Origin of the sequence: Xenorhabdus budapestensis (assembly GCF_002632465.1) — a bacterium.
Taxonomy (GTDB): Bacteria; Pseudomonadota; Gammaproteobacteria; order Enterobacterales; family Enterobacteriaceae; genus Xenorhabdus; species Xenorhabdus budapestensis.
Genome location: NZ_NIBS01000002.1, coordinates 220,835 through 240,017, shown reverse-complemented (window position 1 = coordinate 240,017; position 19,183 = coordinate 220,835). Strand labels below are relative to the sequence as shown.

Here is a 19,183-nt window from a genome sequence, read left to right as displayed (position 1 = left end):
ATTTAGCGCCGAATATTTTTGTCTGACACTTTCATCAGACATAAAAACTTTGTGCCAACGAGCCAAGCAATAATTGCCAGCCATCTACCAGAACAAACAACATCAGTTTGAATGGCAATGAGATTGTGGCAGGTGGAACCATCATCATCCCTAGAGCCATCAGGACGCTGGCTACAACCAAATCGATGATCAGGAAAGGGATAAAAAGCGTAAAACCAATCTGAAACGCCGTTTTCAATTCGCTGGTAATGAAGGCCGGCACCAGAACACGCATCGGGACAGAATCTGCCGTTTCAAATGCCTTTTGATCGGCAAGGCGGGCAAACAGTGCCAAATCATTTTCCCGTGTCTGACGCAGCATAAACTGGCGTACAGGTTGAGAGCCTTTATCCAGTGCAACTTCCAGCGTGATTTTATCTTCGCTAAAAGGCAGATAAGCATCCTGATAAACTTTATCGAATACCGGGGCCATAATGAAAAAGGTCATAAATAGCGCTAATCCCAGCATGACCTGATTCGGGGGGGCAGAAGGTGTTCCCAGTGCGTTGCGCAGCAAACCTAGCACAATAATGATGCGGGTAAAGCTGGTCATCATCAGTAAGGCCGCAGGAATAAACCCCAGTGCGGTGATGAAAATCAGGGTCTGAACCGGCAGTGACCAACTTTGTCCACCATTGACCAGTGGCTGGCTAATGATACCGGGTAGTTTCGCGGCAGCATTCATGGGAAACAGTGGTAGCAAAAATGCCATAAATACAGTTGCCAGACGCACCAGATGAATGCGCGAGACAAATTTTCGGCCTGTCTTTTGATTGCCTGTCATAAAAAAACTCTATTTTTCATCGTTATCCTTGCCGTTTTTGCTTTTTCGCTGGAGCGTATTTTTTAATAACTGACCGAAAGGAAGTGTTTTAAGTACGGTTTCCTTTTCCGTGTTATCGGGGGGGACAGGGAGCTGATGTAATACATTGATTTGTTGGGATGTTACCCCCAACACCAGCCAGCTATCTTCGATTTCAACCACCACAACCCGTTCTTTTGGTCCAAGTGAGCAGCTTGCTTTGACATTAAGCAGTCGGTGATTTTTGTTCTTGGCAGGCGAAAGACCCAGACGACGGATCAGCCATGTCATGAAAAAAATCAACAATAAGATCCCACCCAGCGCACTGCTGACCTGCATAAACGTTTGTCCCGCAGAGAGGGAAGGGGCATTAGTCATTGGAATAGTCGGTGCGGCATTTGATGCCGCACCATTTTGAAAAGAAGCATGAAAGGCAGGCTGATTCGCTATCATGGTTAACGACTCAAGCGACGCATACGTTCAGAAGGCGTGATGATATCCGTGATACGGATACCGTATTTGTCAGAGACGACAACCACTTCTCCTTGAGCAATTAAATAGCCGTTGATCAGGATATCCAGCGGTTCACCGGCAAGGCCATCAAGTGATACTACTGAACCCTGAGACAGTTTCAGCAGTTGTTTGATGGTCATTTTGGTGCGCCCTAACTCAACGGAGAGCTTAACGGGAATATCCATAATCAGATCAATATCGGAGAGCTGAGAGAGCGCATCCTGCGGCTCAAGGCTCTCAAAGATTGACGTGCCGCTGTCAGAGGTCTGCTGTGCGGCCTGTTGTTCCAGCGCTTCTGCCCACAAGTCTTCAGTCGATCTGGTATCTGCGGGTTGTTTAGCATCACTCATTGGGCTTTTCCTCATCCAGAGCATTTAAAACAGGGTTAATCAGGTGTTCAACACGCAGGGCATACTGCCCGTTGAGTGTTCCATATTGGCTGGTGAGCACTGGCACACCATCAACGTGAACGATGAGACGTTCAGGTTTTTCAATCGGTAAAACATCGCCACTTTTCAGTTGGAGAATTTTTGACAACCGCAGGGGGATATCAACAAAATTCGCCACCAGTTCCAGCTCTGAGTTCTGAACTTGTTTCACCAGACTTTCACGCCACTGCCCATCTTCCTGACGCACATTTTCCACCGGAGGATTGGTCAGGAGTTCACGCAGAGGTTCGATCATGGCGAATGGAATACAGATGTTGAATTCCCCGCACAGGTCGCCAATCTCCACCTGGAACGGCGTAGTTACCACGATATCGTTGGGTGAAGTCGTGATATTGGTGAATTTTACCTGCATCTCGGAACGCACATATTCCACTTCAAGTTTAAAGATAGAATCCCAGGCGTCGCGATAGGCATCCAGCGCCAGTTTCAGCATCCGGTTGATAATACGCTGCTCGGTATAGGTGAATTCACGGCCTTCTACTTTAGTCGGGAAACGGCCATCACCACCAAACAGGTTATCAACAGCGATATAAACCAGATTAGGTTCAAAAGCGAATAGTGCAGTTCCTCTCAATGGTTTCAGGTGAACCAGATTGAGGTTAGTCGGCACGGCCAAATTGCGGGCAAACTGATGATAAGGCTGGATCTTAATGGCACCGACAGTAATATCCGGACTGCGGCGCAGCATGTTAAACAACCCCATCCTGAATTGGCGGGCAAAGCGTGCATTGATGATTTCCAGTGACTGCAAACGCTCACGTACAACACGGCGTTGTGTATTGGGATCGTAAGGACGAACCTCACTCTCCACTGATGACGCGATTTGTTCTACGTCATCCGCAGCAGCACTGTCACCATTGAGCAGAGCATCGATCTCTGCCTGTGAAAGAATATTGTCACTCATCGTGATTATCGCAGAATAAACGTAGTAAACAATACATCGGTGATTACCTGATCAGGTTCACCGGGTATCAGTGTCGGGCTCAGTGTCTGTTTAATGTCTTCCACTAAACGTACTTTGCCGTCATCTTTCGCCAGATCAGTCGATTTCTGGCGGGATAGTAACAGCAGCATACGGCTACGAACTTCTGGCAGATAATCATGGAAGCGCTGACGAGTTGTTTCATCGGACAGACGCAATGTCACTCCGACATACAAAACACGATCAAAATGATCTTCTCTGTCGATCAGATTGACGGTGAAAGGCTCCAATGTCATGAATACCGGAGTATGAATGACTTTGGCTTTTTCTGAACTGTTATTGCTGGATTGCTTCATTGTCCACCAGCTATATCCCCCTATGGCGGTACTAAGAACAGCAATCAGTATTAACAGTATCATCCAAATTGGATTTGTGCGTTTACGCTCGTAGCTATAATCAGACATGGACAGACGAATTCCTGTTTTCTGTAACGAATAAGATACCGCGCATTCCGTGGCGGAGCTCCTTATTCATCAAATTCAATATCAATTATCCCGCGTCTTTGTTCCGGCAATAGCAGGAACAAACGTGGAAAAAACTATTAACTCACGCGTTTGTTATCGGCCTTGTTTCCTTTTTTTACAGTTTATTGCCGTAAATTATGAAATCAGGCAGATAATCAGGCGAAAATATCAACGCCCCCCCGACTTGAAGCGAGTTGTTGAGGCGTAATTCGGATCGTTGATTCATGAGTTGTTGGTACTGGTGCTGCTGCTAGTGTTCCATTACTTTCAGCATAGGTTCTGGTATTGGCATGTTGCTGTGGATCTGCTGACTGTTCCTGTTGCCAATTCCCTGATGTATCACTACCTACACTGCTTTGAGCTAATTGGATGCCATTTTCTGCCAGCGCATGGCGAAGATTAGGCAGAGCTGCTTCTAAAGTGGCACGGACATGTTGATGGGCAGAGACAAAATGTAATTGTGCCTGATTGTCTTCAACATTCATGCGGATATGCAATGCCCCCAGCTCTTGCGGGTGTAAGCGCAATTCAGCTTGTTGTAATCCATTACGGTTAAAAAACAACACGTGTTGGTTTAGTTGCTGCTGCCACTCTTCGCTGCCAAGATGGGCGCTCAGTAAAGGCGCAGGTGTACCATTTAACTGGAATTGTCCGTTTGTTTGATGGCCCGCGGAAATTTGGGCAGAAGCAAACAAGGTGTGTAGTGCTCCAGAAGAGAAAGTCTCCGTAGAAGCCGTTGCTAATGTTGATGCCCCTTGTATGAGCGAGAACTCTTTCCCGCTATTCTCCTTTCCACTCGCTGATGGAATTGAATTTTGGTCAGTATTGTTAGCAGTTGATTTCACTTTTCCGCTAGTTGATGCCAATACGGATCGGTTTTTGACAGAAGTTTGTCCATTGTTGATTGAGGCAGCATCTTGTCTGATAAAAGAGCGGATATCGTCATCCAAACCCTTATCTTCGGTATGCTCTGCCGGATCTGTAATCGTCAGTACTATATCTCCCTTGGCTTTTTTACCAAGTTTGTCAGCTAACGTGCCATCAATGCTGTTGTCAACGTCTGACAAGTCATCTGGATTTTCTGAACATCCCTCGGTTGACTGGCGATTGATTAATCCGGCTAGCTGAATAGGCATAGCGTTGATCAACGTTTCAGCAGACAAAAGGTCTTCATCATCCAGCAAGGTAAGTTCTGCATCACTATTTGATGCTGATGCTGATGCTGATGTTGAAGTTAAGGTCGAAAACTTATCCTGTATGGTTGTTTGGCTGGCTACAACTGATGAAGGGGTTAATTCACTTTCTATTTTGTTATCAGTGGAACGTTTCTCACCATTCTGCAACAAATTTCCGCGGACTTTATAGCTTTGAACAGAATTAGTTTTAGCAGAATTGCTTTGAGCAGAACGGGTCTGAACAGAGGTTTTCTGTAAAGTGTCCGTCTCTGCATTGAGAAACTGTCCAAATTCAGGTGTCTTGTCTTTAGACACGTTACTGTCCAATAGGGTCTGCTGACTTTTTCCTGTCGCTTTTTCCGTTGATGTTAAATCAGTAGGCAAAAGAGTGAGATTCATTGTTTCATTCTCCGTTGTGCACCACGTTGTGCGTACTCGTCCATTTGTTTTTGCTCCATGCGATTTTGGTGTAACTTCAAATTGTGTTCTGCCCGCTGTTGCAGAGTGTCGAAGGCATTCAGACGCTGCTGTTTTTCCTGCCACTGTGATATGGCTTGCTCAAGCCGTTTTTTCCATTGGTTGAGCTGTAATTTGTGTTGCTCAATTGCCATTTCCAGCGTTTTCATGAACTGCTGATAGTTTTGCCACATTGAGCTGGATATGCCGCCGCTGAGTGTGGTGTTTAAACGTGTACGGTATTCATCCTGATAATCCATTAACGCTGCGAGTTGCTGCTCCATTTGCTGATGACTCTGTCGTATCTGTGCAAGCTGTACTGCGGCTTTTTTTGCTGCGTCCTGAGCAAGGTCACGCAAAGTCATAAGAGGGGAGTGTCGTTGCATTTATTTCCTCAGCATCTTAGATCGGTAATAGCTGTTGCAGTTGGGTACATGCTGCATCGTACTCACTACGTTCCTCAATATCTTGACGCAGGAACTGAGCCATATGCGGATACAGTTCAATCGCCCTGTCCAACAAAGGATCACTACCGGCAGCGTAAGCACCGACATTAATGAGATCCCGGTTACGCTGGTAACTGGAAAGTAGCTGTTTGAACTGCTGTACCCGTCGATAATGGGTATTATCAATCAGTGCAGTCATGGCACGACTGATTGATGCTTCAATATCAATGGCAGGATAATGCCCGGATTCTGCCAATGTCCGCGATAGCACGATATGGCCGTCCAGAATGGCACGAGCAGAATCGGCAATCGGATCTTGTTGGTCATCACCTTCTGTCAGAACGGTATAAAAGGCTGTAATTGAGCCACCATCACTGACGCCATTACCCGCTCGCTCTACCAGTGTCGGCAATTTGGCAAATACAGAAGGGGGGTAACCTTTGGTTGCCGGAGGTTCACCGATAGCCAGTGCAATTTCACGTTGCGCCATGCTGTAACGGGTAAGGGAATCCATAATCAGTAAAACGTGCTTGCCGCGATCGCGAAAATCTTCAGCTATGCGAGTAGCATAGGAAGCCCCACGCATTCGCAGTAACGGAGAAATATCAGCAGGTGCTGCGACAACGACTGAACGGGACAAGCCTTCTTCACCCAAAATATTTTCGATGAAATCTTTAACTTCCCGGCCACGTTCACCAATCAGGCCAACAACGATAATGTCAGCCTGGGTGTAACGAGCCATCATGCCAAGGAGCACACTTTTACCGACGCCTGAACCGGCAAATAATCCCATGCGCTGCCCACGGCCAACGGTTAGTAAGGAGTTGATAGCACGAACACCAACATCCAGCACATCACTGATAGGAGTGCGTTGCAGGGGATTGAGTGGTGGTGTAGTCAGAGGAGCGCGGTAGCCTGTATCAGGGGCAGGTTGTCCATCAAGGGGACGGCCTGCACCATCCAATACCCTGCCGAGTAACTCTGGCCCTAGTGGCAAACGGTGTCCACCACCAGCGTCTGTACCGTAAGAACGGGCATAAACACGGGCTCCCGGGACAATACCTTCCAATTCTTCCAAAGGCATCAATAACAATTTTTCGCCATTAAAACCCACGACTTCACTTTCAACTTCTTCAATGGCATTACCATTTTGCCGTTCGATAAGACAGGTTGCCCCCAGAGGCAGATGTAAACCCGTTGCTTCGAGTACCAAACCCGTGGCGCGGGTCAAACGCCCATAACGACGCACTTTCGGCGTTTTATCCAGACGTTTTTCCATTGAATCTAATGTGGCCAGCCAGCGCCCAAGTCTTGTCGTCATCACAATTCTCCTGATACCGCCAGACGGCACATTTCATGCCAGCGTGTCGCCAGACTGGCATCCAGATCGCCATCATCAGTGCTGACTTTGCAGCCTCCCGGATGCAGTTTATTGTCAGCAATCAAGCGCCAGCCATGCAGTTTCAGGATCTCACCCAACTGTTGTTCAACCAGTGGAATATTTTGTGGATGAACGCGCAATTGTGGTTTACCACTGAGCAGTGGCTCTTGCTGGATAAATTCACGGATCTGATTTAGTAAGGCAGTGCCATCACAAACTGCTGGTTGCCCGAGAATGTGCTGAGCAGCAGTCAGGGAAAGCTGCATCAGACGTGAAGCAATAACGGTATCCAATCCATCCAGCGAATGGTTAAAATCAGTTAATAGTGCTTCCCACTGTCCGATTATCGCTTGTTGTTGCTCTCTGACTTCCTGCAATCCCTGTTCAAACCCGGCTTGTCGTCCTTCCTCAACGCCTTGCTCGTATCCACGGGATAGCCCTTCAGCAAAACCTTGCTCATGGCCAGTTTGACGAGCTTGTTCTTTCAATTCGTCCAGTATTCTGGCCTGTTCTTGCAGCCGCTCCTGTTCACTGGGTTCCTGTTCATCGTCCAGCGATTCCAGTTTTGCCTGTAATGTTTCCCACTGTGTCAATTCACCTGGCAGCCAGCGCTGCCAGTTTCCATTATTCGAATTATCAGACATAGGTATCGTCACCGCCATTCAGGATCATTTCCCCGCTTTCTGCCAGACGACGAACCACAAGCAAAATGGCTTTCTGTTCAGCTTCCACTTGAGACATGCGAACTGGGCCACGGGTTGCTAAATCATCACGCATAATTTCAGCAGCACGCTGCGACATATTGTTGAGGAAGTGATCGCGCAGTGCTTGATCGCAGCCTTTCAATGCAATCAACAGCGAATCGGTTGTAATTTCCTGTAATAGACGCTGGATACTGCGATCGTCCACACCAATGAGGTTTTCGAACAGGAACATTTCATCAATGATTTTCTGTGCCAGTTCACCGTCATAGGTACGAACCGCTTCGATAACGCTTTCTTCCTGCTGACTTTTCATCAGGTTGATGATTTCAGCCGCAGTACGAATACCACCCATTTTGCTGCGTTTCAGGTTCTGACCATCCAACAGATTATTCAGTACTTCGGTTAATTCAGCCAATGCGGCTGGCTGAACACCGCCAAAGGTAGCAATACGCAGCATGACGTCATTACGCAGGCGATCATCAAACATGGCGAGAATATCTGCTGCCTGACCACGGTTCAGGTGAACCAGAATAGTGGCAATGATCTGCGGATGTTCATCACGGATCATATCGGCTGCTGTCTGAGGTTCCATAAAGTTGAGGGTTTCGATACCCGTTGTGGTATCGCGGGACTCAAGAATATCCTCAAGCAGGCTGGAAGCACGTTCTTCACCCAACGCTTTCACCAATACGCTGCGCAGGTAATCGTTGGCATTGATACTGAGAGCAGCGTATTGTCCGGCATCTTCCTCAAATTCCGCCAGTACTTCTGCCAGTTGTTGATTGGAGATTTGTCTCATCCCCGCCATCGCAATACTTAATTGCTGAACTTCCCGGGAGTTCAGGTGCTTAAACACCTCGGCTGCCTGATCTTCTCCCAGGGTCATTAACATGATGGCGCTTTTTTCTGTTCCGGTCAGGCTCATTGTTCGTTACTCATCCATTGACGGATCACCAGCGCAACTACGCGAGGATCTTTTTCTGCAAGTTCACGGATACGCTGGCTTTGGATCTCAGCACTAACACGTTGGCGAGCCAGCTGACGGCGCATTTTTTCATCCAGCTCAGCATTGGATTCAGTTTTTTGCTTACTCTGTTTTTTCTGCGCTTCCAGTGCTGCTTTTTCCGTTGTACGTTTCTTAGCAATTTGTGGCACGATCATCTTGCGCCATAGCAACCATGCAACCAACGCTAACAGTAACCAACGACCCAACTCTAATGATTTCTCCAACAGGACAGGGTGTTGCCAGAATGGCAGCGTTTCTATCACTTCGGATGTGTCATTAAACGGTGTGTTAACGACGTTCAGACTATCGCCGCGTTCGGCAGAGAAACCCATTGCTTCACGGGTCAATGCCTGAATCTGGGATAACTGTTCTGGCGTCAGAGCTTGAGTTTCCGGGCCATTTTTTCCCTGAACGGTAGCGTAATTAACTACAACCGCAACGGAGAGACGCTCCACACCGCCAGCCTGTAACTGGGTATGGCGAATGGTGCGATCCACTTCATAGTTAATGGTTTCGTCATGACGGTTATTGCGATTGTTGCTAATCATACGCTCATAGCGGTTATTACTATTGCGTCCTTGATCAGATTTTTCGTCACCTTTAGTGTTCGTTTTAGGCTTCTCAATCGGCGCACTTGGTGCAGCACTCGGTTGATTTGACAAAGCCCCCGGAACACCACCAACCAGTGGCCCACCACTTTGTTCGCTTGAACTGGTCTGTTTTGAACGAACGGCAGCCTGATTAGGTGGCTGGTTAGGTTTATACTCTTCTGCGGTTTCTTCGCGGCGAGAAAAATCAATTTGCGCTGTCACTTGAGCATGTACATTGCCACGACCGACGACAGGCGCCAGAATAGTTTCAATGCGATGCTGGAAGCGATTCTCGATTTCTTGTATGTACTTTAACTGGGTCGTGTTCAGATCACGTCCGTTAGCATCGGACTGTGTCAGCAGACGCCCGGCCTGATCCACAATGGTGACATTTCCTGGCGGTAAACCAGCAACACTACTTGAAACCATATGGACAATGGCATTGATTTGTCCTTCATCCAGAATACGGCCTTGCAGTAACCCCACTGTTACGGAAGCAGATGGTGATTTCTGCTCACGCACGAACAGGGATGGTTTTGGCAATGCCAGATGGATCCGGGCGCTCTGAACAGGGCCGAGTGATTCAATGGTACGTGCTAACTCTCCTTCCAGTGCACGTTGGTAATTAACTTGTTCACTGAACTGGCTGATGCCGAACTTCTCTTTATCCAATAACTCAAAGCCTGCAGCCCCCCCTTTCGGTAACCCTTGTTGTGCCAGTTTCAGTCTGATTTCATGAACCTTGTCAGTCGGTATCATGATGGCAGAGCCGTTTTCGGCAAAACGGTAAGGGACATTCATTTGAGTTAATTGTGTAACGATCTCGCCGCCATCTTTATCACTCAGATTGCTGTAGAGCACCCGATAATCAGGGCTGCGCAACCAGAGAAAAAGAGCGACGATAATAGCGATGGCAGCAGAACCAGCAACTAATAATGGAACTTTTGGATCAGCTTTTATCCTGTTGATAATAGCGCTGAAACCCTTCTGTGGATTCTCAGCGTCGGTTGTTGCTGCACTCATAGACGATCCTTGCCTTGCTGGTCAACATGAATACTAAAAGCGTGGCGTAACAAAACAGACTCCCCATACGCAAGCGAAAAAACTCTTCTTATATACCCATCGTCTTTCAAGTTGCCTCTTGGTTGGCGGTGTTCGCTCCTGTGACATGGTTGATTATGCCGCTGAGAACTCATCCTCTTGCCGTTGCGAAGCAACTTGAAAACGATTGATATAATTAATCTCGTCATTATTCGCTGTTCACATATCTTTTAATGGCACAATAAGCTTCGAATTTTTACTTCAATTACCCGCTTTAGATTGAAAGGGCTATGTTACGGTGGCAGCCTGGAAAAACTGCCAACCAGCCTACGGCTAATATGGCATTTAATCACGTAATCAATAGGGTGATTTAACACGAGGTTTTTATGTCAATTCAGGCAATTGAAGGTGTACTACAACAAATGCAGACGCAGGCATTACAAGCAGGCAATATTGCTAAACCTATGCCTGTAAAGGGAGGATTTGCCAGTCAGCTTACCGCCGCGGTAGAAAAAATAAACCAAAACCGTGTGAATGCGGCTAAACAGGCACAAAACTTCACTCTGGGTGTACCAGGTGTGGAACTGAATGACGTGATGGTCAATATGCAGAAAGCGAGCATCTCGTTGCAAATCGGTATTCAGGTCAAGAATAAGCTGGATAGTGCGTATCGTGAAGTGATGAATATGCAGTTTTAGAATACCCAATTACATTCCATTTACATTGATGATTAAAATTTTTCAATGAGTTATGGATACTCAAGTAAGGATGGTTGAAATCGTGACCGAAAGCATCATAGAAACATAAAGTAACCCATCATAATAAATTAGCTCTGCTGATCCGTTGATCAGGGATGGTTTACATTTATGAAGTGGAAAGAGAGCTAGTTTATAGGAACGCAATAAAAAAGCGTATTTGAGTTAATGGATTGTATTGGTGGGGGAATGTTTGGGGGGATGTCGTTTTGGGAGAGAGTTTTACACCCATTTTACACCAAGCAAATTTCCCATAAAAAAACCAACCGTAATAGGTTGGTTTTTTTATGGGAAATTTGGTCGGCATGATAGGATTTGAACCTACGACCCCCGACACCCCATGACGGTGCGCTACCAAGCTGCGCTACATGCCGATGACTTCGCTTATAGTACCTTTTTTTATTCGCAAAGCAAGCCCCTTGTTTAGTGAGTGATTGATTTTTCAACAATTAGTTTGCTAAAAATCGTTTAATTTCAGTTAGTATTTGTAACAACTGAGTCAAATTGGGTTTGGCATCTTGGATCTCATTGCCATTTAGGTCATACAGGTGATATTCACCATTCTTGGAAAGGTAGATTGTGTTTTGAGCTGTTGTCACAATTAATGAACCATTTTCACCAGTGATCAGCCAAGGAGTATTTCTTTGAGTTCTGAAAAGGTCTTCTCCCTGCGAGTAATCACAGGGGGTATTACTGACATGCAATAAACGTTGCATTAATGTCGTCATAACATCCTGATGGCTAGTCAGTTTGTTAATAGTTTGTGCTGGTGTACCTGGCCAATGGATAATCAGTGGAACGTGCATCTGTTGACGATTGAATTTATCGCCTATAAACCATTTTGGTGGATAGTTTGTAATGGTGCTGCCATGTTTAGCAGTAACAACAACAATGGTATTGTTTAGGACACCTTTATTTGTTAAAGCTTCCAGAACATGGTTGATTTCAACATCCAGTGTTTTCTTGTCAACTTTATCTGATGAAGGTGGAATACCATTCAGGTTTAAGAATGAAAACCATGGTGTTGTGTTATTACGTAAATTTAGCCACTGTTGCCATTGTTCCAAGGTTAAGCGGTCATTTGGTTTGTCAACATTGGGGAGTGAATAGTCAGTTAAAATAGCTTGGCGGTAAAGTGGAGTTTTGAATCCATCTGATGAGTATAAACCAAACTGATACCCTTGATGAGTCAAGGCATCTATAAGTGCCGAAGATTTTCTGCTGTAAAGAATACCATCCAGATAGCCAGATGATATGCCGTAGAATACTCCGAATAACGCAGTATCGTTTTGCATACCAGTGCTGAAGTGTTGGGTGAACTGGATGTTATTCTTTGTAAAGCGTTCAAGGAATGGCATCTCATTAGCGGTAATGTCATCATTATCTAAACCATTCACAACCAGTAACAATAAATTATAACCGCGCCCGCTATCACGGTAAGACAACGTATTCAATGGATATTCAACTGTCAGGGCAGCAGGATTGCCTTGTTGGCTTATACGACGCTGGTACTCTTGCTTATCCAGCAGGCCATGTTTTTCAAGAAACTTACGTGCTGTCATTGGATATGAAAGTGGTAAGTTCGAGCGTTGCATGGTAATAGGCCGATAGAAATTGGCATCTGCCCAGATATACATCATATGGGAAGCGACAAAAGCTGTGATAAATACAGCGGCTAATGGTTTGCCGAACCGTTGTCGATTCAGGCTGCGTAATTTTTGCCAACTCCACGTACTGTATAGCATCTGTACCAGAAAAATAACTGGTATGCAGATGAACATCAGTTGCCATTCTCTTGCCCGTTCACCTTGTTCCGGGTTGGTTACCAGATCCCAAACTAATGGTGTCAGGTGTAGGTGAAAACGCACATAGATGGAGGAATCAAGTATCAGTAGTGTTAACCCTGCCGTTGCCACGGTGGCAGAAAGAAATCGTAGCAACCTTTGTGACATAACAATAAATGTCAGCGGGAATAGCACCAATAAATAAATGGTAAAAACAATGAAGCTGAAATGACCGAGCCAACTGACCAGCGCATAGATGCGTCCAAACAGTGAACCCGGCCAATCCGATGCGAATAAATAGCGACTGCCCAGCACAAGACTGAACACAATATTGAACAGAGCGAACCAGTGTCCCCAACTGATCATCTGAGAAACTTTTTCGCGGTAATGCTGGCGGCTAGTCACCATATTTTCTTACGTTAATGTCTTAATGGAAAAATCAATGCGCTTTATCTTCATTGATTGAAGATTGTAACGCGTGTGCAAACGAGTTTGCGATATGTCTGCGTTGGGCAGGAGCAATACTCGTGTTGATCAAATTCGTAACCATGTTACCTAAAACCATCAATGAAAGATCGGTAGGAATATGGTTTTTCTCGAAAACATTTACCAGTTCAGCGAGTAAATGTTCAACTTTTTCATCGCTGTAGCGAGATGACTGTGGCATGACTCAAATATCCTGAATATACAAAGCTTCATATATTACCGTATAGAGGGGGTATTTTCTGCTTTTTTATAACAATTTAATTTCATTATTGTGCAAATTGTTGCCATTCTTTTAGCTGTTGCATTATTTTAATCTTTGAAATAATTAACGTTAATAATTAAATTGTGAGCGCTTTTCCACCATTGGGATTTTTGGTTGCAGCAGAGAGGTAACAGTGTTTGAATACGCCGCTAATTGCAAGGCCCTGAAGGTCAAAGCTGTAAAAGGAGTATAAATAATGAGTCTGGAAATTACCCAGATCGCGTTACATCAGTTGATTAAACGTGATGAACAAACACTGGAAGTGATTTTGCGGGATTCTCTGCTGGATACCAATGAGGTAGTGGAAGAGATGATGGCAGAATTACATCGTGTGTATAGCGCCAAAAGCAAAGCTTATGGTGTGTTCGATGATGAAAGTGAACTTGCGGAGTCACTTCGTCATCAACGTAAGGGGAATGAAGATTTTTTAGGTTTTAGCCGAGCTGCAACCGTTCGTCTGAAAGATGAACTGACAAAATACCCGTTTGCAGAAGGTGGCACTGTGTTGTTTTGTCAGTACCGATATCTGGCTGTGGAGTATTTGTTAATTGCAGTTCTTAACAGTTGTAGTAGCACTTCTGTCAATGAAAAACTAGATGTAAATACAACACAGTATCTTGATATTCCTCATGCTGATATTGTTGCCAGAATTGACTTAACTGAGTGGGAAACTAACCCTGGATCCTGTCGCTATTTGACTTTCCTGAAAGGGCGAGTAGGGCGTAAAGTCTCTGACTTTTTCATGGATTTTCTGGCTGCTAGTGAAGGAATGAATGCTAAAGTACAGAATAAAGGGTTATTGCAGGCAGTAGATGATTATTGCGAATCTGCTCAGCTGGATAAAAATGAGCGACAAGCCTATCGCCAACAAGTTTACAGTTATTGTAATGAGCAGCTACAGGCGGGTGAGGAGATTAGATTGCAGGAGCTGTCTCAAGAATTATCACCATTGGGTGAACAGAATTTCCAGCAATTTTCACAGGATAAGGGATACGAGTTGGAAGAAAGTTTCCCGGCAGATCGCAGTACATTGCGTCAGTTAACTAAGTTTGCTGGCAGCGGTGGCGGATTGACAATTAATTTTGATGCTATGTTACTCGGAGAAAGGATTTTCTGGGATCCGGCAACAGATACATTAACGATTAAGGGAACTCCTCCAAATCTGCGTGATCAACTGCAACGTCGTGGCTCTGGTAATCACTAATATTTTTCGATTCTGAGATTGAAATATTCAGTTACGAAATGACAAAAATAAATAACGCCGCAAATGCGGCGTTATTTACTCGGCGTCCCGATAAAAGCTCGATTGTGGCTAATTAAGCACGCAGGAAATCAATGTGCGTCAGTTTAGGTTTAAACGGATGACGCTGTACTGCCTGCACTTTAACTTTAGTTTCTTTACCATCAACAACCAGAGTCAGAACTTCGTAGAATTCTGGCTTGCTTTCGTGGTTGATAACTGCATCGTGATCCAGCTCAATAGAAACTGGCTCTTGGTTACCACCATAAATGATTGCTGGAAACTTGTTAGCTCTACGCAGGCGGCGGCTCGCACCCTTGCCCTGCTCTTTACGTACTTCTGCATTAATAGTTAACATTATTTTTTCTCTATAAAAGAAGAAAATAAATCCGGCTACAGGCGACCCAGCAGCAGGTTCGATACTTGGCTAAACATTATGGATTACGCTAAGCGGGCGGCATTTTAACGAAAAACCTATATGACAGCAAATAGAAAGTACTTTGCCATAAGTAATGACATAGCTTAATACAGGTCATCAGCCCGTCGGAAGCGGCCTTGATAATCAAAAATTTTTTCCCGGATCTGCCAGAACTGCCCTTTTTTCCGTGCAACAACAAAATCAGGATGTCGTAGTAAAGGAAGTTGATGAGCAATATCTCCAGCTGTTTTCCAATGTAAAGGAATGCCTGGTGCTCGTTGGTGATGGCGCATGAATTGCAGTTCAAATACTTTTTTTTGACCGGACGTTGTCAAACGGAATAATTCAGATACGTTTGCTCCATATTCATCGTAATAAGTGATTTTGAGCCATTCGCCTTTATTGTCATTACCCGGAGTTAATTGCATACCACCACAACGCAGTACAAGAGCATCTTTGAGTTTAAGAGCTGCTTTTAGCATATCATCAGGGTCCACCAGCACTTTTTGACAGCGATGGCAACGTCGGGCTGCAATATCGTTTTCTGCTCCGCAATGCGGGCATGATTTGAAGCGAAAGCGAAAATCACATTGATGTCTTTTTCCTGTTTCGTCTTCTTCCCATCCTTGGCAACGGCGTCCAAAGTGTTCAATGATATTACCTTCTGCGGTGCATTTTCCCCAGAAGGTATTGGCAAACTGACAGACTGGGCAGAATACTTGTACAGGCTGATTTTGTGAACTGGGTTTGTGGCTGCCGACTTCTGGCGTATAAAGGTCGTGAGGGTTGCCCGCATAGTCTAAAATTAGGCACTCTTTCTTATCAGGAAATAGGCGTAATCCACGGCCAACAATCTGTTGATAGAGGCTCACGGACTCTGTTGGGCGCAATATCGCAATGAGATCGACATGAGGTGCATCAAAACCTGTTGTCAGAACAGCGACATTAACCATATAGCGTAGTTGCTGTTTTTTGAAGGCGCTGATCAGAAGATCCCGTTCAGTGCTCGGTGTATCGGCGCTGACTAATGCTGCCTGTCCTGCGGGAAGTAACAGGAAAACTTCTTTTGCATGTTCAACTGTGGCAGCAAAAATCATTACACCTTTTCGATCTTCTGCATATTCAACGATCTGCTTGACAATATGTGGCGTAATACGTTTCTGTCGTTTAATTTCCCGACTCAAATCAGCTTCATTGAAAATGCCTTGTTGGCTGGTACGTACTTGACTGAAATCATATTGTATTACGGGCATATCTAACCTTTCTGGAGAAACCAGAAAGTGGTGTTTGATCATATAACGTAATGGAAGTTCATAAATACAGTCACGAAAAAAGCAATTTTCGTCACCACGTATCATGCCATGATAGTGATATTGATAAATCCAGCCAACGCCTAAACGGTAGGGGGTCGCGGTTAAACCTAGGATCCGGATATGGGGATTGTTTTTCTGGAGTTGCAGAATAATTTGGTGATATTGACAGTTTTCATCATCACTAATTCGGTGGCATTCATCAATGATTAGCAGTGAGAAGTTATGGTCAAAACGGTCTGAATTGCGGGCTACAGATTGAATGCTGCCAAAGACAACTTTTCCGTCACTCTTCTTTTGATGCAGCCCGGCAGAAAAGATATCTGCTTTCAGGTTATAAGAACAATATTTACTATGGTTTTGTGCAACCAGTTCTTTAACATGTGCCAGTACTAAAACCCGGCCGTGAGCCAGTTTAGCCAGTTCAGCAATGACAAGGCTTTTTCCTGCACCAGTAGGTAAAACAATAACTGCGGGTTCTTTATGTTTGCGGAAATGACGAATGGTCGCATCTACCGCTTCTTGTTGATATGGGCGTAAAGTAAAAGCCATGGTTATGTTACTGTCACGAAGATCGAGTAAAAGGTTGTTGATGGAGAGGATAACATTTTTCCTTCAACCTGCCGACGAGAAAATATTATCAGGATCAGTGTGCTATAACAGATAGTTTATGGTTATTATAGTTATTTGATCTACTATTATTCTGCAAATTATCTGCTTAATCTTGTATTCAAAGTGGTTTTGAAATTGCCTGTAATATCAAAGGCGTTTTCATATTTATTTTCTGTTAGATTATTTTTTGTTAGGTATAACTATTCATGCGATTGGATAAATTTTTATCACAACAATTGGGTATTAGCCGTAATGATATCGGGCGTGAATTACGTGCTGAGCGAGTTACTGTTGATGGCGAAATCATCAAAACAGGGGCATATAAGTTGAAACCTGAGCAGGTAATTGCCTACGAAGGAACAATATTGGAGCAATTGGACGGCCCACGTTATTTTATGTTGAATAAGCCACAAGGGTATGTGTGTTCGACTGATGATCCATCAAATCCAACTATTTTGTATTTTATTGATGAGCCTGTTGCCCATAAACTGCATTCAGCAGGGCGATTAGATATCGATACTACAGGCTTAGTGTTATTGACGGATGATGGTCAGTGGTCACATCGTATTACTTCACCCAAGCATCATTGTGAAAAAACCTACCTTGTAACACTGGAACACCCAATATCAGAGGATACTGAGGAAAAATTTCTTGTAGGTGTTCAACTGAATGGAGAAAAAACACTGACAAAGCCGGCAAAATTAGAGATCATCGAACATCAGCTCGTTCGTCTGACTATTAGCGAAGGACGATATCACCAGGTAAAACGGATGTTTGCTGCCGTGGGGAATCATGTTATTGAGCTTCATCGTGAACGTATTGGCGAAATTTATTTGGATCCCAAATTAGAGCCAGGGGAATATCGAGCGTTGACGAAAAACGAAATTAAGAGCATACAAATGCCAGTAGCTTAATTTTTTATCTATTCATAGTTTCATAGTTGTTTTGGGAAAAAAGCGTGCAACAACAACGATTATCCTATTTGGGGTTAGTCCTTATTCTTGGGCTGCTCTCTATGTTAATGCCATTGGCAATTGATATGTATTTGCCAAGCATGCCAACAATAGCCATTGATTTCGGTGTCAGCGATGGCAAAGTTCAAATGACATTGAACAGTTACATGCTGGGGTTTGCCATTGGTCAAATAGTTTATGGGCCAATGTCTGATAGCCTGGGACGTAAGCCCGTTATTCTAGGTGGTGTGATTGTTTTTGCAATATCATCTGCTGCATGTGCTTTGGCACAAAATATAGGCACCTTTATTTCTATGCGGTTTTTGCATGGTTTTGCTGCTGCGTCGGCCAGTGTTGTGATTAATGCTTTGATGCGTGATATGTTCACAAAAGATGAGTTTTCACGCAGTATGTCGTTTGTGACACTGGTAATGATCATAGCTCCGCTATTAGCTCCCATGTTAGGTGGGATGGTGATGGTATGGTTCAACTGGCATGCTATTTTTTGGTCTATCACGATTGCTGCTGTAATAGCTGCATTTTTATTTGCTGTTTTTATCAGGGAAACACTACCTAAAGAGAAAAGGTTGCGCTTCAATCCAAAAGTCACTTTAGGGCAGTTTGTTATGCTGTTCAGGCAGCGCCAAGTGCTGTGTTATATTTTGGCAAGCGGTTTTTCTTTTGCTGGAATGTTTTCTTTTCTGAATGCCGGGGCATTTGTTTATATTCAATTGAATGGTGTTCCTGCACAGCATTTCGGTTATTACTTCGGATTGAACATTATCTTTATGTTCATTATGACAACCATCAATAGTCAGTTTGTTCGCAAATATGGCGCATTGAATATGTTGAATTTTGGCATATTTGTTCAATTCGTCATGGGATTATGGTTGTTATTCAGCACCATGCTTGATTTAGGTTTTATTTCTTTAGTGTTGGGTGTTGCAATTTATATCAGCAGCATTTCTTTGATTACCTCCAACGCTATGGCCGTTGTGTTGGATGATTACCCTCATATGGCTGGAACAGTAGCTTCATTATCTGGAACCATACGTTTCAGTATTGCTGCCTTGGTTGGGGCAATTTTATCTTCTGCTCCTGAAAAAAGTGCTTGGCCAATGGTTGGTTCGATGGCCTTGTGCGTAATATTAGCGATGATATTGATTGTCTATGCACGCAAGGCCAAAACATAAAATAATCAAAGAAGCCACCTGTACTTTCAAGTGGCTTCTTACTTTTCTTTCTCATGTCTATATCGTTGCTGGAGTTTATAGCGATTTTAAGTTTATCAACGCCTCAGTTTCCTTTTCTCAGG

General features: G+C 44.4%; 19 protein-coding genes and 1 tRNA gene. 4 read left to right on the top strand and 16 right to left on the bottom strand.

Going from position 1 to position 19,183, the window contains the following annotated elements:
• Positions 1-34 precede the first annotated feature (34 nt).
• The 11 genes from fliP to fliF form a co-directional block, all read right to left on the bottom strand.
• Positions 35-751: a flagellar type III secretion system pore protein FliP gene (gene fliP / locus Xbud_RS03810; protein ID WP_099134906.1), complete on the bottom strand. Its 717-nt coding sequence runs from the start codon at positions 749-751 to the stop codon at positions 35-37.
• Positions 752-832: 81 nt separating this feature from the next.
• Positions 833-1,294 (bottom strand): flagellar biosynthetic protein FliO, encoded by a 462-nt coding sequence (gene fliO / locus Xbud_RS03805; protein ID WP_099134823.1) that lies wholly within the window; start codon positions 1,292-1,294, stop codon positions 833-835.
• A 2-nt stretch (positions 1,295-1,296) separates the two neighbouring features.
• Positions 1,297-1,704: a flagellar motor switch protein FliN gene (gene fliN, locus Xbud_RS03800; protein ID WP_099134822.1), complete on the bottom strand. Its 408-nt coding sequence runs from the start codon at positions 1,702-1,704 to the stop codon at positions 1,297-1,299.
• Entirely contained in the window at positions 1,697-2,707 is a 1,011-nt protein-coding gene (gene fliM / locus Xbud_RS03795; RefSeq protein ID WP_099134821.1) for a flagellar motor switch protein FliM, read from the bottom strand. The genes fliN and fliM overlap by 8 nt, the downstream gene beginning before the upstream one ends.
• Positions 2,708-2,712: 5 nt before the next feature.
• Positions 2,713-3,189, bottom strand: a complete 477-nt coding sequence (gene fliL / locus Xbud_RS03790) for a flagellar basal body-associated protein FliL (protein WP_099134820.1) — start codon at positions 3,187-3,189, stop codon at positions 2,713-2,715.
• Between the two features lie 215 nt (positions 3,190-3,404).
• Positions 3,405-4,823, bottom strand: coding sequence for a flagellar hook-length control protein FliK (locus Xbud_RS03785; protein ID WP_099134819.1), 1,419 nt, complete (start codon positions 4,821-4,823; stop codon positions 3,405-3,407).
• Positions 4,820-5,266: a flagellar export protein FliJ gene (fliJ, locus tag Xbud_RS03780; protein WP_099134818.1), complete on the bottom strand. Its 447-nt coding sequence runs from the start codon at positions 5,264-5,266 to the stop codon at positions 4,820-4,822. Before fliJ ends, Xbud_RS03785 begins: the two co-directional genes overlap by 4 nt.
• Positions 5,267-5,282: 16 nt before the next feature.
• On the bottom strand, positions 5,283-6,647 hold the full coding sequence (gene fliI / locus Xbud_RS03775) for a flagellar protein export ATPase FliI (protein WP_099134817.1): 1,365 nt from the start codon (positions 6,645-6,647) through the stop codon (positions 5,283-5,285).
• Complete coding sequence (gene fliH / locus Xbud_RS03770; protein WP_099134816.1) at positions 6,647-7,351, bottom strand: flagellar assembly protein FliH; 705 nt, start codon at positions 7,349-7,351, stop codon at positions 6,647-6,649. Before fliH ends, fliI begins: the two co-directional genes overlap by 1 nt.
• Entirely contained in the window at positions 7,344-8,336 is a 993-nt protein-coding gene (gene fliG, locus Xbud_RS03765) for a flagellar motor switch protein FliG (RefSeq protein ID WP_099134815.1), read from the bottom strand. Before fliG ends, fliH begins: the two co-directional genes overlap by 8 nt.
• Positions 8,333-10,030 carry a flagellar basal-body MS-ring/collar protein FliF gene (fliF, locus tag Xbud_RS03760; protein WP_099134814.1) on the bottom strand — a complete coding sequence of 566 codons (1,698 nt, stop codon included), beginning with the start codon at positions 10,028-10,030 and terminating at the stop codon, positions 8,333-8,335. The genes fliG and fliF overlap by 4 nt, the downstream gene beginning before the upstream one ends.
• A 404-nt stretch (positions 10,031-10,434) precedes the next feature.
• On the opposite strand from fliF, the gene fliE reads away from it, so the two are divergent.
• On the top strand, positions 10,435-10,746 hold the full coding sequence (gene fliE, locus Xbud_RS03755) for a flagellar hook-basal body complex protein FliE (protein WP_099134813.1): 312 nt from the start codon (positions 10,435-10,437) through the stop codon (positions 10,744-10,746).
• 354 nt (positions 10,747-11,100) lie between these two features.
• On the opposite strand, the gene Xbud_RS03750 is transcribed toward fliE, so the two are convergent.
• The 3 genes from Xbud_RS03750 to Xbud_RS03740 form a co-directional block, all read right to left on the bottom strand.
• Positions 11,101-11,177, bottom strand: a tRNA-Pro gene (locus Xbud_RS03750).
• Between the two features lie 75 nt (positions 11,178-11,252).
• The gene (gene yejM / locus Xbud_RS03745; protein WP_099134812.1) at positions 11,253-12,995 is read right to left on the bottom strand and encodes an LPS biosynthesis-modulating metalloenzyme YejM; all 1,743 of its coding nucleotides are present in this window, start codon (positions 12,993-12,995) and stop codon (positions 11,253-11,255) included.
• Positions 12,996-13,026: 31 nt separating this feature from the next.
• Positions 13,027-13,254 carry a YejL family protein gene (locus Xbud_RS03740; protein WP_099134811.1) on the bottom strand — a complete coding sequence of 76 codons (228 nt, stop codon included), beginning with the start codon at positions 13,252-13,254 and terminating at the stop codon, positions 13,027-13,029.
• Positions 13,255-13,531: 277 nt separating this feature from the next.
• Between Xbud_RS03740 and yejK the strand changes: the two genes are divergently transcribed.
• Positions 13,532-14,539, top strand: a complete 1,008-nt coding sequence (yejK, locus tag Xbud_RS03735; RefSeq protein WP_099134810.1) for a nucleoid-associated protein YejK — start codon at positions 13,532-13,534, stop codon at positions 14,537-14,539.
• A 112-nt stretch (positions 14,540-14,651) separates the two neighbouring features.
• Here yejK and rplY read toward each other — a convergent pair whose 3' ends face one another.
• Positions 14,652-14,933: a 50S ribosomal protein L25 gene (gene rplY / locus Xbud_RS03730; RefSeq protein ID WP_047679702.1), complete on the bottom strand. Its 282-nt coding sequence runs from the start codon at positions 14,931-14,933 to the stop codon at positions 14,652-14,654.
• A 164-nt stretch (positions 14,934-15,097) separates the two neighbouring features.
• Complete coding sequence (gene radD / locus Xbud_RS03725; RefSeq protein WP_099134809.1) at positions 15,098-16,855, bottom strand: DNA repair helicase RadD; 1,758 nt, start codon at positions 16,853-16,855, stop codon at positions 15,098-15,100.
• Between the two features lie 266 nt (positions 16,856-17,121).
• Between radD and rsuA the strand changes: the two genes are divergently transcribed.
• Both rsuA and Xbud_RS03715 read left to right on the top strand, forming a co-directional pair.
• Complete coding sequence (rsuA, locus tag Xbud_RS03720) at positions 17,122-17,829, top strand: 16S rRNA pseudouridine(516) synthase RsuA (RefSeq protein WP_099134808.1); 708 nt, start codon at positions 17,122-17,124, stop codon at positions 17,827-17,829.
• 44 nt (positions 17,830-17,873) lie between these two features.
• A complete protein-coding gene (locus Xbud_RS03715; protein WP_099134807.1) occupies positions 17,874-19,061 on the top strand; it encodes a Bcr/CflA family multidrug efflux MFS transporter in 1,188 nt (395 codons plus the stop codon).
• Positions 19,062-19,183 lie beyond the last annotated feature (122 nt).

Coding starts and splice junctions, on each gene's coding strand:
- fliP (WP_099134906.1), bottom strand. CDS start 751: ATGGCATTTTTGCTACCACTGTTTCCCATGAATGCTGCCGCGAAACTA.
- fliO (WP_099134823.1), bottom strand. CDS start 1,294: ATGATAGCGAATCAGCCTGCCTTTCATGCTTCTTTTCAAAATGGTGCG.
- fliN (WP_099134822.1), bottom strand. CDS start 1,704: ATGAGTGATGCTAAACAACCCGCAGATACCAGATCGACTGAAGACTTG.
- fliM (WP_099134821.1), bottom strand. CDS start 2,707: ATGAGTGACAATATTCTTTCACAGGCAGAGATCGATGCTCTGCTCAAT.
- fliL (WP_099134820.1), bottom strand. CDS start 3,189: ATGTCTGATTATAGCTACGAGCGTAAACGCACAAATCCAATTTGGATG.
- Xbud_RS03785 (WP_099134819.1), bottom strand. CDS start 4,823: ATGAATCTCACTCTTTTGCCTACTGATTTAACATCAACGGAAAAAGCG.
- fliJ (WP_099134818.1), bottom strand. CDS start 5,266: ATGCAACGACACTCCCCTCTTATGACTTTGCGTGACCTTGCTCAGGAC.
- fliI (WP_099134817.1), bottom strand. CDS start 6,647: ATGACGACAAGACTTGGGCGCTGGCTGGCCACATTAGATTCAATGGAA.
- fliH (WP_099134816.1), bottom strand. CDS start 7,351: ATGTCTGATAATTCGAATAATGGAAACTGGCAGCGCTGGCTGCCAGGT.
- fliG (WP_099134815.1), bottom strand. CDS start 8,336: ATGAGCCTGACCGGAACAGAAAAAAGCGCCATCATGTTAATGACCCTG.
- fliF (WP_099134814.1), bottom strand. CDS start 10,030: ATGAGTGCAGCAACAACCGACGCTGAGAATCCACAGAAGGGTTTCAGC.
- fliE (WP_099134813.1), top strand. CDS start 10,435: ATGTCAATTCAGGCAATTGAAGGTGTACTACAACAAATGCAGACGCAG.
- yejM (WP_099134812.1), bottom strand. CDS start 12,995: ATGGTGACTAGCCGCCAGCATTACCGCGAAAAAGTTTCTCAGATGATC.
- Xbud_RS03740 (WP_099134811.1), bottom strand. CDS start 13,254: ATGCCACAGTCATCTCGCTACAGCGATGAAAAAGTTGAACATTTACTC.
- yejK (WP_099134810.1), top strand. CDS start 13,532: ATGAGTCTGGAAATTACCCAGATCGCGTTACATCAGTTGATTAAACGT.
- rplY (WP_047679702.1), bottom strand. CDS start 14,933: ATGTTAACTATTAATGCAGAAGTACGTAAAGAGCAGGGCAAGGGTGCG.
- radD (WP_099134809.1), bottom strand. CDS start 16,855: ATGGCTTTTACTTTACGCCCATATCAACAAGAAGCGGTAGATGCGACC.
- rsuA (WP_099134808.1), top strand. CDS start 17,122: ATGCGATTGGATAAATTTTTATCACAACAATTGGGTATTAGCCGTAAT.